Origin of the sequence: Enterobacter cloacae complex sp. IR5403 (assembly GCF_049238705.1) — a bacterium.
GTDB classification, from domain to species: domain Bacteria; phylum Pseudomonadota; class Gammaproteobacteria; order Enterobacterales; family Enterobacteriaceae; genus Enterobacter; species Enterobacter hormaechei_C.
In genome coordinates, this window is sequence record NZ_JBMKHP010000018.1 from 25,212 (window position 1) to 40,692 (window position 15,481).

19 protein-coding genes are annotated in these 15,481 nt (G+C 53.8%); 4 read left to right on the forward strand and 15 right to left on the reverse strand.

What is annotated here, in order from left to right; genetic code table 11:
* The first annotated feature begins 30 nt into the window (after positions 1-30).
* Positions 31-504 (forward strand): prepilin peptidase, encoded by a 474-nt coding sequence (locus ACOTW6_RS19275; RefSeq protein ID WP_003863271.1) that lies wholly within the window; start codon positions 31-33, stop codon positions 502-504.
* On the opposite strand, the gene bfr is transcribed toward ACOTW6_RS19275, so the two are convergent.
* The 11 genes from bfr to fkpA all read right to left on the reverse strand — a co-directional run bounded on the left by bfr (position 488) and on the right by fkpA (position 8,689).
* On the reverse strand, positions 488-964 hold the full coding sequence (gene bfr / locus ACOTW6_RS19280; RefSeq protein ID WP_003863270.1) for a bacterioferritin: 477 nt from the start codon (positions 962-964) through the stop codon (positions 488-490). The two genes, ACOTW6_RS19275 and bfr, sit on opposite strands and share 17 nt — an antisense overlap.
* Positions 965-1,036: 72 nt before the next feature.
* The gene (gene bfd / locus ACOTW6_RS19285; RefSeq protein ID WP_003863268.1) at positions 1,037-1,231 is read right to left on the reverse strand and encodes a bacterioferritin-associated ferredoxin; all 195 of its coding nucleotides are present in this window, start codon (positions 1,229-1,231) and stop codon (positions 1,037-1,039) included.
* Between the two features lie 178 nt (positions 1,232-1,409).
* Positions 1,410-2,594 (reverse strand): elongation factor Tu, encoded by a 1,185-nt coding sequence (gene tuf / locus ACOTW6_RS19290; RefSeq protein WP_022651945.1) that lies wholly within the window; start codon positions 2,592-2,594, stop codon positions 1,410-1,412.
* Between the two features lie 69 nt (positions 2,595-2,663).
* Positions 2,664-4,778 (reverse strand): elongation factor G, encoded by a 2,115-nt coding sequence (gene fusA / locus ACOTW6_RS19295; protein WP_022651946.1) that lies wholly within the window; start codon positions 4,776-4,778, stop codon positions 2,664-2,666.
* Between the two features lie 96 nt (positions 4,779-4,874).
* Complete coding sequence (gene rpsG / locus ACOTW6_RS19300) at positions 4,875-5,345, reverse strand: 30S ribosomal protein S7 (protein WP_003861706.1); 471 nt, start codon at positions 5,343-5,345, stop codon at positions 4,875-4,877.
* 96 nt (positions 5,346-5,441) lie between these two features.
* Positions 5,442-5,816 (reverse strand): 30S ribosomal protein S12, encoded by a 375-nt coding sequence (rpsL, locus tag ACOTW6_RS19305; RefSeq protein ID WP_000246815.1) that lies wholly within the window; start codon positions 5,814-5,816, stop codon positions 5,442-5,444.
* 124 nt (positions 5,817-5,940) lie between these two features.
* Positions 5,941-6,228 carry a sulfurtransferase complex subunit TusB gene (tusB, locus tag ACOTW6_RS19310; protein ID WP_015571409.1) on the reverse strand — a complete coding sequence of 96 codons (288 nt, stop codon included), beginning with the start codon at positions 6,226-6,228 and terminating at the stop codon, positions 5,941-5,943.
* Between the two features lie 7 nt (positions 6,229-6,235).
* Positions 6,236-6,595 carry a sulfurtransferase complex subunit TusC gene (gene tusC, locus ACOTW6_RS19315; RefSeq protein WP_003861700.1) on the reverse strand — a complete coding sequence of 120 codons (360 nt, stop codon included), beginning with the start codon at positions 6,593-6,595 and terminating at the stop codon, positions 6,236-6,238.
* A complete protein-coding gene (gene tusD / locus ACOTW6_RS19320) occupies positions 6,595-6,981 on the reverse strand; it encodes a sulfurtransferase complex subunit TusD (protein ID WP_003861699.1) in 387 nt (128 codons plus the stop codon). The genes tusC and tusD overlap by 1 nt, the downstream gene beginning before the upstream one ends.
* Entirely contained in the window at positions 6,981-7,703 is a 723-nt protein-coding gene (locus ACOTW6_RS19325) for a helix-turn-helix transcriptional regulator (protein ID WP_003861697.1), read from the reverse strand. Before ACOTW6_RS19325 ends, tusD begins: the two co-directional genes overlap by 1 nt.
* A gap of 167 nt (positions 7,704-7,870) precedes the next feature.
* Entirely contained in the window at positions 7,871-8,689 is an 819-nt protein-coding gene (gene fkpA, locus ACOTW6_RS19330; protein WP_003861695.1) for an FKBP-type peptidyl-prolyl cis-trans isomerase, read from the reverse strand.
* A 238-nt stretch (positions 8,690-8,927) separates the two neighbouring features.
* Here fkpA and ACOTW6_RS19335 point away from each other — a divergent pair, with 238 nt between their 5' ends.
* Entirely contained in the window at positions 8,928-9,146 is a 219-nt protein-coding gene (locus tag ACOTW6_RS19335; protein WP_003861693.1) for a protein SlyX, read from the forward strand.
* 51 nt (positions 9,147-9,197) lie between these two features.
* On the opposite strand, the gene slyD is transcribed toward ACOTW6_RS19335, so the two are convergent.
* The 4 genes from slyD to kefG form a co-directional block, all read right to left on the reverse strand.
* On the reverse strand, positions 9,198-9,788 hold the full coding sequence (gene slyD / locus ACOTW6_RS19340) for a peptidylprolyl isomerase (protein WP_003861691.1): 591 nt from the start codon (positions 9,786-9,788) through the stop codon (positions 9,198-9,200).
* Positions 9,789-9,882: 94 nt separating this feature from the next.
* Positions 9,883-10,083: a YheV family putative zinc ribbon protein gene (locus tag ACOTW6_RS19345; protein ID WP_062933384.1), complete on the reverse strand. Its 201-nt coding sequence runs from the start codon at positions 10,081-10,083 to the stop codon at positions 9,883-9,885.
* Positions 10,084-10,096: 13 nt separating this feature from the next.
* Positions 10,097-11,902, reverse strand: a complete 1,806-nt coding sequence (gene kefB / locus ACOTW6_RS19350) for a glutathione-regulated potassium-efflux system protein KefB (protein WP_003861688.1) — start codon at positions 11,900-11,902, stop codon at positions 10,097-10,099.
* Positions 11,902-12,453 carry a glutathione-regulated potassium-efflux system ancillary protein KefG gene (kefG, locus tag ACOTW6_RS19355; protein ID WP_421766277.1) on the reverse strand — a complete coding sequence of 184 codons (552 nt, stop codon included), beginning with the start codon at positions 12,451-12,453 and terminating at the stop codon, positions 11,902-11,904. The genes kefB and kefG overlap by 1 nt, the downstream gene beginning before the upstream one ends.
* A gap of 132 nt (positions 12,454-12,585) precedes the next feature.
* On the opposite strand from kefG, the gene ACOTW6_RS19360 reads away from it, so the two are divergent.
* Together ACOTW6_RS19360 and ACOTW6_RS19365 are read left to right on the forward strand one after the other, a co-directional pair.
* Positions 12,586-14,490 carry an ABC transporter ATP-binding protein gene (locus ACOTW6_RS19360; RefSeq protein ID WP_017693878.1) on the forward strand — a complete coding sequence of 635 codons (1,905 nt, stop codon included), beginning with the start codon at positions 12,586-12,588 and terminating at the stop codon, positions 14,488-14,490.
* Positions 14,491-14,505: 15 nt separating this feature from the next.
* Positions 14,506-15,438, forward strand: coding sequence for a LysR substrate-binding domain-containing protein (locus ACOTW6_RS19365; protein ID WP_062933383.1), 933 nt, complete (start codon positions 14,506-14,508; stop codon positions 15,436-15,438).
* Positions 15,439-15,481 lie beyond the last annotated feature (43 nt).

Consider the following 15,481-nt stretch of genomic DNA (forward strand, 5'->3'; position numbering starts at 1 on the left):
ATGCGCTCAAACCGTTTTGAGGCTCTCGCTATGCTACTGTCCCTCCCCTTTCTGCTGATCTATTTTGCGTTATCGGCCTTGCTTGTTCGCACCGATATTCGTACGGGGCTTCTTCCCGATAAATTTCTTTGCCCGCTGCTATGGACGGGCCTGCTTTACCAGCTTTGCCTCCATCCTGATTTTTTGCCGAGCGCGGTAGTGGGTGCGATGGCAGGATACGCCGGATTCGCTGTTATCTATTGGGGATATCGGCTCATCTGCCGACGTGAAGGGATGGGATATGGCGACATAAAATATCTGGCGGCGCTGGGGGCATGGCATGGCTGGTGTGTACTGCCAGTACTGGCACTCGTAGCCGCGTTAATGGCTCTGCTCTATCTGGTTGCTTTCTCGTTGTTTACCCCTGATAAGCAGGCATTAAAAAACCCACTGCCTTTTGGGCCATTTCTGGCGGCAGCGGGTTTATGCGTTGGCTGGGAAAGCCTGATTAACTTTCCACTTTGATTTGAGACTGAAGGTAGTTCTGTAGGCCAATTTTGCTAATGAGATCCAGTTCGGTCTCAAGCCAGTCAATGTGCCCTTCTTCATCGGCCAGGATCTGGATCATCATATCGCGGCTGACGTAGTCATGTACGCTGTCCGCATAGGCAATGGCTTCGCGCAGGTCTTTTGCACCCTCCAGCTCCAGCCGGAGATCAGAACGCAGCATCTCTTCGACATCTTCTCCGATGCCCAGTTTTCCGAGATCCTGTAGGTTAGGAATGCCTTCAAGGAATAAAATACGCTCAATGTATTTATCGGCGTGTTTCATTTCATCAATCGACTCATGGTATTCAACATCGTTGAGGCGAGTCAGTCCCCAGTTTTTGAACATTCTTGCATGGAGAAAATACTGATTGATTGCGACAAGCTCATTTCCCAATAATTTATTGAGATAACTTATGATTTTAACATCACCTTTCATTATATAGTCCCTCCGCTTCCACTCATTGAAGCGTAGATCGGGCTACGGGGATGTCAAAAAAAAGATAGGGGCTTACGCGATCTCTTTGAATTCCGGGATCTGCATCAGTTCGTCCTGCATGATCTCACGCGCTGCGCGAACGCATTTACCGCATTGATTTCCCACCGGAACAAACTTGCGAAGCTGCTGGAAAGATTGTGGCTGAAACTGGCGAACGGCCTGACGAATTTTTTTGTCGCTTACACCATTACATAAACAAACGTACATAAAGACTCCCGTTCAAAATATGCGCAAAGTGTAAGTGAGAATGGTTATGATTACAATAGCACAGGCGCCGGAATACGGGGCGGGAGAAGACAAAAAATGCGAATTTTTATGACAGCGACTTTACGGCAGAAAACAAAAAAGGACGCCGAAGCGTCCTTTTTATTTCAGGGATAATTAATTAGCCCAGAACTTTAGCAACAACGCCCGCGCCAACAGTACGGCCGCCTTCACGGATTGCGAAACGCAGACCGTCGTCCATCGCGATTGGGTGGATCAGAGTCACAACCATCTTGATGTTGTCGCCTGGCATTACCATCTCTACGCCTTCTGGCAGTTCGATGGTACCGGTCACGTCAGTTGTACGGAAGTAGAACTGTGGACGGTAGCCTTTGAAGAACGGAGTATGACGGCCGCCTTCGTCTTTGGACAGAATGTACACTTCAGATTCGAACTTGGTGTGTGGCTTGATTGAGCCTGGCTTCGCCAGAACCTGACCACGTTCGATTTCTTCACGTTTGATACCACGCAGCAGAACACCAACGTTCTCACCAGCACGGCCTTCGTCCAGCAGTTTGCGGAACATTTCAACGCCAGTACAGGTAGACTTCGCAGTCTCTTTGATACCAACGATTTCAACTTCTTCGCCAACTTTGATGATACCGCGCTCTACACGACCGGTAACAACGGTACCACGACCGGAGATGGAGAATACGTCTTCGATTGGCAGCAGGAATGGCTTGTCAATCGCACGCTCTGGTTCTGGGATGTAAGAATCCAGGTAGCCAGCCAGTTCGATGATTTTCTCTTCCCACTCTGCTTCGCCTTCCAGCGCTTTCAGCGCGGAACCACGAACGATTGGAGTGTCGTCGCCTGGGAAATCGTACTGAGACAGCAGTTCACGAACTTCCATCTCTACCAGTTCCAGCAGTTCTTCGTCATCAACCATGTCGCATTTGTTCAGGAACACGATGATGTAAGGAACGCCTACCTGACGACCCAGCAGGATGTGCTCACGAGTCTGAGGCATAGGGCCGTCAGTCGCAGCAACAACCAGGATCGCGCCGTCCATCTGCGCAGCACCGGTGATCATGTTTTTAACATAGTCGGCGTGGCCTGGGCAGTCTACGTGTGCGTAGTGGCGAGTCGGGGTGTCATACTCAACGTGAGAGGTATTGATGGTGATACCACGAGCTTTTTCTTCTGGTGCGTTATCGATCTGGTCGAAAGCACGAGCAGCACCGCCGTAGGTTTTAGCCAGTACGGTAGTGATTGCAGCAGTCAGGGTAGTTTTACCATGGTCAACGTGGCCGATAGTACCAACGTTGACGTGCGGTTTTGTACGTTCAAATTTTTCTTTAGACACGGCTATATTCCTTACTATAGTGCTCTCCCCTTCGGAGAGAGCACGGGACTTAGGTTTTAATCCTGTGGATTACTTACCACGGGCTTCGATAACGGCCTGAGCAACGTTGTTCGGCGCATCATCATACTTCAGGAATTCCATAGTGTATGATGCACGACCTTTGGTCAGAGAACGCAGCTGAGTTGCATATCCGAACATTTCAGACAGCGGAACTTCAGCGTGGATCTTAACGCCAGTTACTTCGGATTCCTGACCACGCAGCATACCGCGACGACGGCTCAAGTCACCGATAACGTCACCGGTGTTCTCTTCAGGAGTTTCTACTTCAACCTTCATGATCGGCTCAAGCAGAACTGGTTTTGCTTTCTTAAAGCCTTCTTTAAAGGCAATAGACGCAGCCAGTTTAAACGCCAGTTCAGAGGAGTCAACGTCGTGGTAAGAACCGAAGTGCAGACGAACACCCATGTCTACAACCGGGTAACCAGCCAGAGGACCAGCTTTCAGCTGCTCCTGGATGCCTTTATCAACGGCAGGGATGTATTCGCCAGGAATTACACCACCTTTGATGTCGTTGATGAACTCGTAACCTTTCGGGTTAGAGCCCGGCTCCAGTGGGTACATGTCGATCACAACGTGACCGTACTGACCGCGACCACCAGACTGCTTAGCGTGTTTACCTTCAACGTCGGTAACTTTCGCGCGAATCGCTTCGCGGTAAGCAACCTGAGGTTTACCCACGTTCGCTTCAACGTTGAATTCACGCTTCATACGGTCAACGATGATGTCCAGGTGCAGTTCACCCATACCAGCGATGATGGTCTGGTTAGATTCTTCATCAGTCCATACGCGGAATGATGGGTCTTCTTTCGCCAGACGGCCCAGAGCCAGACCCATTTTTTCCTGGTCAGCTTTGGTTTTTGGTTCAACTGCGATGGAGATTACCGGCTCAGGGAATTCCATACGCTCCAGAATGATCGGGTGATCCGGGTCACACAGGGTGTCACCAGTGGTCACGTCTTTCAGACCGATAGCAGCAGCGATGTCGCCCGCACGAACTTCTTTGATCTCTTCACGTTTGTTAGCGTGCATCTGTACGATACGGCCAAAACGTTCACGCGCCGCTTTCACGGAGTTCAGGATGGTGTCACCGGAGTTAACCACACCAGAGTAAACGCGGAAGAAGGTCAGGTTACCCACGAATGGGTCGGTAGCAATTTTGAACGCCAGTGCAGAGAACGGCTCTTCATCACTTGCGTGACGCTCAGCCGGAGTGTCTTTACCGTCGTCCAGGATGCCGTTGATCGCAGGAACGTCAATCGGGGATGGCAGGTAGTCAACTACCGCATCCAGCATCGCCTGAACACCTTTGTTCTTGAACGCAGAACCACAGGTTACCAGGATGATTTCGTTGTTCAGAACGCGCTGACGCAGAGCAGATTTGATCTCTTGCTCAGACAGTTCTTCACCACCCAGGTATTTTTCCATCAGCTCTTCAGAAGCTTCTGCTGCGGATTCGATCAGGTTCTGGTGCCATTCGTCAGCCAGGTCCTGCATCTCTGCCGGGATATCTTCGTATTCGAAGGTAACGCCCGCATCTGCTTCGTTCCAGTTGATGGCTTTCATTTTCACCAGGTCGATAACGCCGGTGAAACCTTCTTCAGCACCAATTGCCAGCTGAAGCGGAACAGGGTTCGCGCCCAGACGGGTTTTGATCTGGCCAACAACTTTCAGGAAGTTAGCACCCATACGGTCCATTTTGTTAACGAACGCGATGCGTGGAACTTTATATTTGTTTGCCTGACGCCATACGGTTTCAGACTGTGGCTGAACACCACCAACTGCGCAATAAACCATTACCGCGCCGTCAAGAACACGCATGGAACGTTCTACTTCGATGGTGAAGTCAACGTGCCCTGGGGTGTCGATGATGTTTACGCGATGCGGTTCGTACTGCTTAGCCATACCTGACCAGAATGCAGTAGTCGCTGCGGAGGTGATAGTAATACCACGCTCCTGCTCCTGTTCCATCCAGTCCATGGTGGCTGCGCCGTCATGAACTTCACCGATTTTATGGTTTACACCGGTGTAGAACAGAATACGTTCGGTAGTAGTGGTTTTACCGGCGTCGATGTGCGCACTGATACCGATGTTACGGTAGCGTGCGATGGGTGTTGTACGAGCCATTTGATTCCTCGTTTATATCTTTAGGCGTTCAGTTAAGTTACCCAGAGCGGGCGGCTTCTCTGAAGCGCCCGCCTGGTGACTACGACTCCGAAGGGATTACCAACGGTAGTGTGCGAACGCCTTGTTGGCTTCTGCCATACGGTGAACGTCTTCACGTTTCTTAACTGCGGTACCTTTGTTTTCCGCAGCATCAGAAAGTTCGTTCGCCAGACGCAGAGCCATGGATTTATCACCGCGTTTACGAGCAGCTTCAACGATCCAACGCATTGCCAGAGCATTACGACGAACCGGACGAACTTCAACTGGAACCTGATAAGTAGAACCACCAACGCGGCGAGACTTAACTTCTACAGTCGGACGCACGTTGTCGAGAGCGACTTCGAAGGCTTCCAGTTCATTTTTACCAGAACGCTGAGCCAGGGTCTCCAGCGCGCTGTATACGATTGCTTCTGCGGTAGATTTTTTACCATCTACCATCAGGATATTTACAAATTTTGCCAGCAGTTCTGATCCGAATTTCGGATCTGGAAGAATTTTACGCTGACCAATGACGCGACGACGTGGCATGGGATTACTCCGTTGTTAATTCAGGATTGTCCAAAACTCTACGAGTTTAGTTTGACATTAAGATAAATCAGTTTGGCCTTACTTAACGGAGAACCATTAAGCCTTAGGACGCTTCACGCCGTACTTGGAGCGAGCCTGCTTACGGTCTTTAACACCTGAGCAGTCCAGCGCACCACGAACGGTGTGGTAACGAACACCCGGAAGGTCTTTAACACGACCGCCACGGATCAGGATCACGGAGTGCTCCTGAAGGTTGTGACCTTCACCACCGATGTAGGAAGTCACTTCGAAACCGTTAGTCAAACGCACACGACATACTTTACGCAGTGCGGAGTTTGGTTTTTTAGGAGTGGTGGTATATACACGAGTACATACGCCACGTTTCTGCGGGCAGGCTTCCAGCGCAGGCACGTTGCTTTTTGCAACTTTGCGTGCACGTGGTTTGCGTACCAGCTGGTTAACTGTTGCCATTAAATAGCTCCTGGTTTTAGCTTTTGCTTCGTAAACACGTAATAAAACGACCTCATACAATATGAGGACGCGAAATTTTAGGGCTACGTCGAAAAGGTGTCAAGAAATATACAGCGATCTCAAATCACCAGTTCATTTGACTGGCGTGCGTCACAGTAAGATTGACGAAATCAGTATAGCCAACCACGTCAATTTTGGCTGAAATTTGACCAGAAAGACCCCGCGCATCCAGATCCTCTTTCAGCGCAGAGACTGTTATGGGGGCATTAGCGAGGATTTCAACAAAACGGCTGCCTTCAAGCGCCGCAAGCACGCCATCCTGAATCAGCAGCAGATCATCACCTTCGCGCAGCATGCTCAGTAACGTGTCGATATCGCATTGCCACGGTGAACGGCTCAGGGTATGGAGCATGACAGCCTCAGAAAGTCAGAACGGTATCGTAGTGAGAAAGTTGTTCGCGCAGCGCAGCAGAAGTCAGGATCGTCACGTCCAGCACGAACGGTGTTTTCTCGTTTAACCCACGCGCGGCCAGCGAGTCGGCGCACACATAGAAGGTTTCAATGTCATAGAGCGGCAGAACTTTAAAGGTCGCAATGTAGTCGCGCGCAAGAATGGCCTGCGGTTGTTGGCCTGCCAGAAGCTGGAATACGCCATCGCCTAAAAAGAAGACGCCAATATCTTCGGTTAAAGCCGATGTCGCGAGCAATGCATCCAGCCCTTCCCGACCTGAAGCGCTGCCATGCGGCGCAGAAGTAAAAACAAACGCTACGCGCTTCATCAAAATTGCACCACTCTGTCGCAGGTCAACGCCGCCTGTGCCAGGGCACCTAGTCCGCTGAGCGAAAAGCCCGGTTGCAGGTTAGCCCCCGCCAGACCAAGGCGTTCGGCTTCGGTCGCATCCGTCACGCCGCGACGCAGTGCCGCCGCGACACAGATATGCAGGTCAACGCCCTGCGTTTCGTTTAATTTTTGCCAGGCGCGCACGAGGTCAAACTCATCGCTCGCCGGAGACGTAAACTGATTCGCGTTATACACGCCTTCGCGATAGAAAAAGACGCTTGCCAGTTCATGACCGGCATCAAGCAGCGCATGGGCAAACTGTAGCGCGCTGCTGGCCTGCTGAGTACCGTACGCCGGGCCCGTCACCATTAACGCAAAACGCATTACTTGTCTTGTCCCAGAAAGTCGCCGCTTTTGAACTGACGAATATAGAGGTAAACCGTGTGTTTGGAGATATTCAGGCGATCGGCCACCTGGTTGATGGCATCTTTGATATCAAAAATCCCTTTCTCATAGAGGTTCAGGACGATCTGACGATTCTTGGCGTTGTTGGATACGTTGCGATCGGCATTCACCTCTTCAATGGTGAACTCCAGCGTCTGGGTCACGAGATCCTCAACCGAAGAAGCAAAGTTCACCGATGAGCCCACGTCCGGCGTTTCTGGCGGGATGAAGGTGCTCATGATTTGCGAGAAGGGCACATCAAGGTTCATGTTGATGCACAGCAAACCGATTACCCGGTGTTCGCGGTTTCGAATCGCGATCGTTTCTGATTTCATCAGCACGCCGCTTTTGGCGCGGGTGAAATAGCATTTTGAGACGCTGCTGTCCGCGCCGGTCATGTCATGCAACATACGCAATGCAAGGTCGGTGATTGGCGAACCAATTTTACGGCCAGTGTGCTCACCATTCGCAATGCGGATAGCGGAACACTTAAGATCTTGCAGGGAATGCAATACGATTTCGCAGTGGGAACCAATGAGCATCGCTAACCCGTCCACTACCGCTTCGTAGGATTTCAGAATATCGAAGTCGGTCTGGTCAAATGGACGTTGATCCAGCAAATCAAGTTCACTGGTTTCGTTGGTTAAAAGCGACCTGGACATGAAAAAAACACTCCTTTTCAGGAGCCTGTCGTTAGGTTTTCAGGGCAGGCTCATTATCTACACGGACAACTAAATTAATACAGCGTGTACAACGCTTTCCAGTGTTAATTATATCTGCCCCACAATAAAAAAACCGCCGCCTGTAAAGGCGGCGGTTTTTTTCAGCATTACTTCTTAGCTGCTGCGGCTTTGTCGTCAGCCGGTGCGTCTGTTTTCGCATCCGCTTTCGGCGCCGGTTTGATGTCCAGCAGTTCTACATCAAATACCAGCGTGGAGTTAGCCGGGATACCCGGAACGCCGGTTTTGCCGTAAGCCAGATCCGGTGGGATGACCAGCTTGATTTTACCGCCTTTCTTGATGTTCTTCAGGCCTTCAGTCCAGCCCGGGATCACACCGTCCAGACGGAAGGAGAGAGGCTCACCACGGGTATAAGAGTTATCGAACTCTTTACCGTCGATCAGCGTACCTTTGTAGTTCACCACAACGGTGTCGCTGTCTTTAGGCGCATCGCCGGTACCTTCTTTCTCAACTTTATAGATCAGGCCAGTAGAAGACGTTTTAACGCCTTTCTCTTTAGCGAACTTGTCGCGGTAGGCTTTGCCTTTCGCTTCGTTATCTTTAGCGTCTGCTTCCATCTTGGTCTGAGCGGCGCCTTTCACGCGCGCTTCAAACGCTTGCAGAGTCTGCTCGATTTCCTGGTCAGACAGTTTGCTCTTGTCTGCGAACGCATCCTGAACCCCTGCGATCAGCTGGTTTTTGTCCAGTTTGATGCCCAGTTTCTCTTGTTCTTTCAGAGAGTTTTCCATGTAACGACCCAGAGACGCGCCAAGTGCGTAGGCGGATTTCTGGTCGTCATTTTTGAATGCCGCTTTGCTGTCTGTAGTCGCAGCAGGCTTCGCAGCAGTATCAGCAGCGAAAGACAGCGGCGCATTGAGCGCTACAGCCATAGTGGTCGCCAGCAGCGTAACTTTAAACAGTGATTTCATCCATATCTCCAGGACCTGAGGTCTCTCACCCCAGTGTTAAACGTAAATGAGTGACGTACTATAAAACGTTGTGGAAGAAATCTACAGACAGACTCCCCCGAATGTCGCTTCTTTTCAGACTATTTTTGTTTAAATAAGTTTCTTGTCAGGGAGATGGATACTGTACTTAAGGAAAAAGTCAGCTAAACTTCGCCGCCGCTGGTCCATTATGGCGAATGAGAGATAAACGAGGTGAATGATGAAGGATACAACGATCGAAGCGAGACTGGCTGAGCTGGAAAGCCGCCTGGCTTTTCAGGACATCACCATCGAAGAACTGAATCAGACCGTGACGGCCCATGAGCTTGAAATGGCAAAACTGCGCGATCACATGCGCCTGCTGACGGAAAAGCTGAAGGCCACGCAGCCGTCAAACATTGCCTCTCAGTCAGAAGAGACGCCACCACCTCATTATTGAGGCGTAAAAAAAGCGGGATTATCCCGCTTTTTTATTTTCCGGAGTACGGAATCAGTGGCAACCGCAGCCGCCGTTACCGCAACCACCTTTACCGTGGCCGTGGTCATGACCATGGTCGTGGCCGTGACCACCGCAGCAGCCGTCGTGGCCGTGATCGTGGTCATGGTCGTGACCGTGCGCACCGTGAACGTGGCCATGAGCCAGCTCTTCTTCGGTCGCTTCACGGATCGCAACAACTTCTACGTTGAACTTCAGGTTCTGACCCGCCAGCATGTGGTTGCCGTCAACCACAACGTGGTCGTCTTCAACTTCAGTGATTTCAACCGGAACCGGACCCTGGTCAGTTTCCGCCAGGAAGCGCATGCCAACCTGCAACTCGTCAACGCCCATGAATACGTCTTTAGGAACGCGCTGAACCAGGTTGTCGTCATACTGACCGTAAGCGTCGTTCGCGCCTACAGCAACGTCGAATTTGTCGCCAACTTCATGACCTTCCAGCGCCGTTTCCAGGCCGGAAATCAGGGAACCGTGACCATGCAGGTAGTCCAGCGGCGCACTCACCGGAGACTCATCAACCAACACACCGTCTTCTGTACGTACCTGATAGGCCAGGCTGACCACCAGGTCTTTTGCTACTTTCATGATATCTCCTGAGCGTGGGAAAATTGCTGGCGCAGATTGTAGCGGAAATCTGCACCCGTGTACCCTTAAGCTTAAAAAAACTCAGAGCATATCGCTAGTCTGGATGAAAAATGCCGATCACTTGCTCTTCATTGCGAACATGATCGCGGGCTTCTTTGTCGGCCTCACGCATCTGGTGACCGCACTTAACACATTCAACGATATCGATATTATTTTCACGCCACATGGCCAGCGTATCTTGCGCCTGGCAGGATGGGCATTTTGCGCCCGCGATAAAGCGTTTACGTACAGCCATCTTTCGTTACCCTTTATTCAAATTCATCCCAGCCGTCGAGCTGGCGTCGTTCCTGTTGCATCTCACGCTGGAAGATCTCCTCCAGTTCGCGACGCGCTTCCCGCACGCGGGAGATCTGCGCCGTGTCGCTGTGCACGGGCATCAGTTCACGCAGCATTCGCATATCCAGCCGGCGGAAATGCATCTGGGCGCGTTGCGCCTGGTGAGGATGCATACCCAGCGAAACCAGCGCCTTGCGTCCCAGCTCCAGCGCGCTGGAGAAGGTTTCGCGGGAGAAGTGTTTCACACCCGCCTGCAAAAGTTCGTGAGCCTCCACACGTCCACGCGCACGCGCCAGAATATGCAGATGCGGGAAATGCTGCTGGCACAGCTCCACCAGCTTCATCGTGTCTTCCGGATCGTTGCAGGTGATGACGATGGACTCCGCAGCCTCTGCCCCCGCCGAGCGCAACAGCTCAAGCTGCGTCGCATCGCCGTAGTACACCTTATAACCATATTTGCGCATCAGGTTGACGGCGCTGATATCGCGCTCCAGCACCGTGATGCGCATTTTATTCGCCATCAACAGGCGACCAATCACCTGTCCGAAGCGACCAAAGCCCACGACGATCACCTGCGGTTTATCATCTTCCACCCACGGCGCTTCGTCTTCATCGTCTGCGGGATTCAGGCGGCGCGACAGCAGTTTGTCCACCAACTTCATCAGCAGCGGGGTGGTCATCATCGACAGCGTAACCGTCACCAGCAGCAGCGCCATCTGGTCATCTTTGAACAGCTTCTGAGACGACGCCGTGGAAAACAGCACAAACGCAAATTCTCCACCCTGGCTTAACACGCTGGAAAACTGCATTCTTTCCGAGCTGCGCAGCCCGTAAATCCTCGCGAGGAGATACAGCACCAGCGTTTTGACCGCCACCAGCACGGCGACACTCGCAATAACCCACAGCAGATGGGTATAGAGCACGCCAAGATTAAGCGCCATACCCACCGAGATAAAGAACAGCCCTAACAGCAGCCCCTTAAACGGATCGATGGCGGTCTCCAGCTCGTGGCGGTACTCGCTTTCCGCAAGCAGCACCCCGGCGATAAACGTCCCAAGCGCCATCGACAGCCCCAGCGCATCCATAAACAGCGCTGAGCCAAGCACCAGCAGCAGCGTTGCGGCGGTGAATACCTCGCGCACGCCGGATGCGGCAATAAACCGGAACACCGGACGCAGTAAAAACCGTCCGCCGATCAGCATCCCCGCGAAGGCCAGCACCTTCATGGAGATCTTCATCCAGTCGAAATGATCGTCTCCGGATCCCGCCAGCAGCGGCACCAGCGCCAGCGCCGGGATCACTGCTAAATCCTGGAACAGCAGCACCGAAAAACCCAGTTGCCCCGCCTCGTTGCGGTTCATCCCTTTGTCGCGCATCAGCTGAAGCGCCATCGCCGTCGACGACATCGCAAGACCGATCCCGCCAATCACTGCGGCCTGCCAGGAAAACTGCGTCAACATCAGCAGTCCCGCGAGAATGGCCGCGCTGAGCAACACCTGCGCCGCCCCGACGCCAAAAATAGATTGCCGCAGCTGCCACAGCTTGGAGGGGTTCAGCTCCAGGCCGATGATGAACATCAGGAAGACCACGCCCAGCTCGGAGAAGTGGAGAATTTCATCCACATCGCTGATAAACCCAAGCCCCCAGGGGCCAATGGCTATCCCCGCCAGCAAATAACCCAGCACCGCGCCAATACCGAGACGCGCGGCAAGCGGGACCGCGACGACGGCGGCAAACAAAAACAGCACCCCGGCAAGAAGTAAATTCGAACCGTCCATTAGCGTCCTCCCGCCGGAATCGGTGACGCCAGCCATTCGCCATAGGCCCTGGCATGGCTCGCCAGCGCTTTCGGATCCTGCCGCCGTGCCCAGTAGATAATAATCGGGCTCATCCAGTGCATACGGCACATCGCCGCCGTCAGCTCAAACGGCCGCAGAATGTCGCTCATGGGGTAACGGTTCAGCCCGTCGTGACGGTAAGCGCTTTCCGGCTCACCGGTGGTAATGACACTCCGCCAGTACTTTCCCGCCAGCTGGTTGCCCCCCACCCCGCTGGAGAAGCCCCGGCTCAGCACGCGGTCCAGCCACTCTTTGAGCAGCGCCGGACAGCTGTAGGTATAAAGCGGATGCTGGAACACAATCACGTCGTGCTGACGCAGCAGTGCCTGCTCGTAAGGAATATCGATAAAAAAATCGGGATAGTGCGCGTAGAGATCGTGCACCGTTACGTTACTGAGCTGTGTGGCCGGCTTAAGCAGCACCCGGTTCGCCACCGAGTCCTGTGATTCCGGATGGGCATACAGCAGCAGCACTTTCGCTGTCTGAGACATCACTCCCCTCCCGGTTCTGTTTTTGTGTATTGTTGTCGTTTTGGGCTACCATGGCGGCCCGGTGGGGAAAATGGCCCACACCTTACATTATCATAATGACAAATTAACATAGTCGGAACATACGGCGCTTCTATGATTGTTTTCTCCTCGTTACAAATTCGTCGCGGCGTGCGCGTCCTGCTGGATAACGCGACTGCTACCATCAACCCGGGCCAGAAAGTGGGGCTGGTCGGCAAAAACGGCTGCGGTAAATCCACCCTGCTGGCGCTGCTGAAAAACGAGATAAGCGCGGATGGCGGTAACTTTACCTTCCCGGGCAACTGGCAGCTCGCCTGGGTGAACCAGGAGACGCCCGCGCTGAGCGAACCCGCGCTCGACTATGTTATCGACGGCGACCGTGAATACCGCAAGCTCGAAGCGGAGCTCAACGCCGCCAACGAGCGCAACGACGGCCACGCCATCGCCACCGTCCACGGCAAGCTGGACGCCATCGATGCCTGGACCATTCGCTCCCGCGCCTCCAGCCTGCTGCACGGCCTGGGTTTCAGCAACGAACAGCTTGAACGCCCGGTGAGCGATTTCTCCGGCGGCTGGCGTATGCGCCTTAACCTGGCGCAGGCGCTGATCTGCCGCTCCGACCTTTTGCTGCTCGATGAACCCACCAACCACCTCGATCTTGATGCGGTTATTTGGCTGGAGAAGTGGCTCAAGAGCTATCAGGGCACTCTGATTCTGATCTCCCACGACCGCGACTTCCTCGATCCGGTGGTGGATAAAATCATTCATATCGAACAGCAAAGCATGTTCGAATACACTGGCAACTACAGTTCTTTCGAGCGCCAGCGCGCGACGCGCCTTGCCCAGCAGCAGGCGATGTATGAAAGCCAGCAGCAGCGCGTGGCGCACCTGCAAAGCTTTGTGGATCGCTTCAAGGCGAAGGCGTCAAAAGCCAAGCAGGCGCAGAGCCGCATCAAGATGCTGGAACGTATGGAGATGATTGCCCCCGCGCACGTGGATAACCCGTTCCACTTCAGCTTCCGCGAGCCGGAGAGCCTGCCGAACCCGCTGCTGAAAATGGAAAAAGTGAGCGCGGGCTACGGCGATCGCATTATTCTCGACTCTATCAAGCTCAACCTGGTGCCAGGTTCACGCATTGGTCTGCTGGGACGTAACGGCGCCGGTAAATCGACGCTGATCAAGCTGCTGGCGGGCGAGCTTAACCCGGTCAGCGGCGAAATCGGCCTGGCGAAAGGCATCAAGCTTGGCTACTTCGCCCAGCATCAGCTGGAATTTTTACGCGCGGATGAATCGCCGATCCAGCACCTGGCGCGCCTGGCGCCGCAGGAGATGGAGCAGAAGCTGCGCGACTACCTCGGCGGCTTTGGCTTCCAGGGCGATAAGGTGACTGAAAACACCGAGCGCTTCTCCGGCGGCGAAAAGGCCCGTCTGGTGCTGGCGCTGATCGTCTGGCAGCGTCCAAACCTGCTGCTGCTTGATGAACCGACCAACCACCTCGATCTCGACATGCGCCAGGCGCTGACCGAAGCGCTGATAGAGTTCGAAGGGGCGCTGGTTGTCGTATCGCACGACCGCCACCTGATCCGCTCCACCACCGACGATCTCTACCTGGTGCACGGTGGCAAAGTGGAGCCGTTCGACGGCGATCTGGAAGATTACCAGCAGTGGCTGACGGACGTGCAGAAGCAGGAAAACCAGCCGGAAGAGTCAGCGAAAGACAACGCCAACAGCGCCCAGGCGCGTAAAGACCAGAAGCGCCGTGAAGCGGAACTGCGCACCCAGACGCAGCCGCTGCGTAAAGAGATTGCCCGTCTCGAAAAAGAGATGGAGAAGCTCAACGCCACGCTTGCTGCCGTCGAAGAGAAGCTGGGCGACAGCGAACTGTACGATCAGAGCCGCAAAGCGGAGCTGACGGACTGTCTGCAAACTCAGGCGAAAACCAAATCCAGCCTCGAAGAGTGCGAAATGGCGTGGCTGGACGCGCAGGAACAGCTGGAAGCGATGCTGCAAGCCGACTAACACGCCGGGAGGGTTATGGGCTTCGATACCACGAGCGAGATTACATTCCGTAAGCTCAGCATCTTCATGACGTTCATGGAGAAGGGCAATATCGCACGTACCGCAGAAACGCTTGGCCTGAGCGGTGTCAGCGTGCACCGTGCGCTGCATACCCTCGAAGAGAATGTCCGCTGCCCGCTCTTTGCTCACAAAGGGCGTAACCTGATTGCCCTCCCCTCCGCGTGGACGCTGCTGGAGTATTGCCAGGAGGTGATGCAGGTGATGGAGCGTGGGCTGGAAGAGTCGCGCAAGATCGCCGGTATCGGCCAGGGACGGTTGCGCGTCGGCACGCTCTACTCGCTGACGCTGGAAACCGTGCCGCGCCTGATAATGGGCATGAAGCTGCGCCGTCCGGATCTGGAGATGGATCTGACGATGGGCTCGAACGAAACCCTGCTCCATATGCTGGATGAGGGGTCGCTGGATGCGATTTTAATCTCTATTTCCGAAAGCGATATCGACCGTAACAGCCTCGAAGTGCTTCCTCTGTTCCATGACGATATTTTCCTTGCCGCACCGGCCTCTGCCACGCTGAATACCAGCGGCCCCGCCGATCTGCGTGATTATAAAGATCAGAAGTTTGTCGCCCTCGCGGAAGGGTTCGCCACTTACGCCGGGTTTCAGGAAGCGTTCCATATCGCCGGGTTTGAACCAGAGATTGTTACCCGGGTGAACGACATTTTCTCAATGCTCAGCCTGGTGCAGGCGGGCGTCGGCTTTACGCTGATGCCGGGAAGGATGAAGAAGGTCTACGAGAATTCCGTGCAACTGTTGAAGCTGGCGGAGCCGTACCAGATGCAGCAGCTGATCGCGATTGTCTTTGCCCGCAACCGCGAGCAGGATCCGAGCCTGCGCGCGCTGGCCGCCGAAGGGCGGATGTATGCCAGAAGTTTGCAGGACGGAGCCTGAGGTCTTGCCGGGTGGCGACGCGTTGCGTCTTACCCGGCCTACA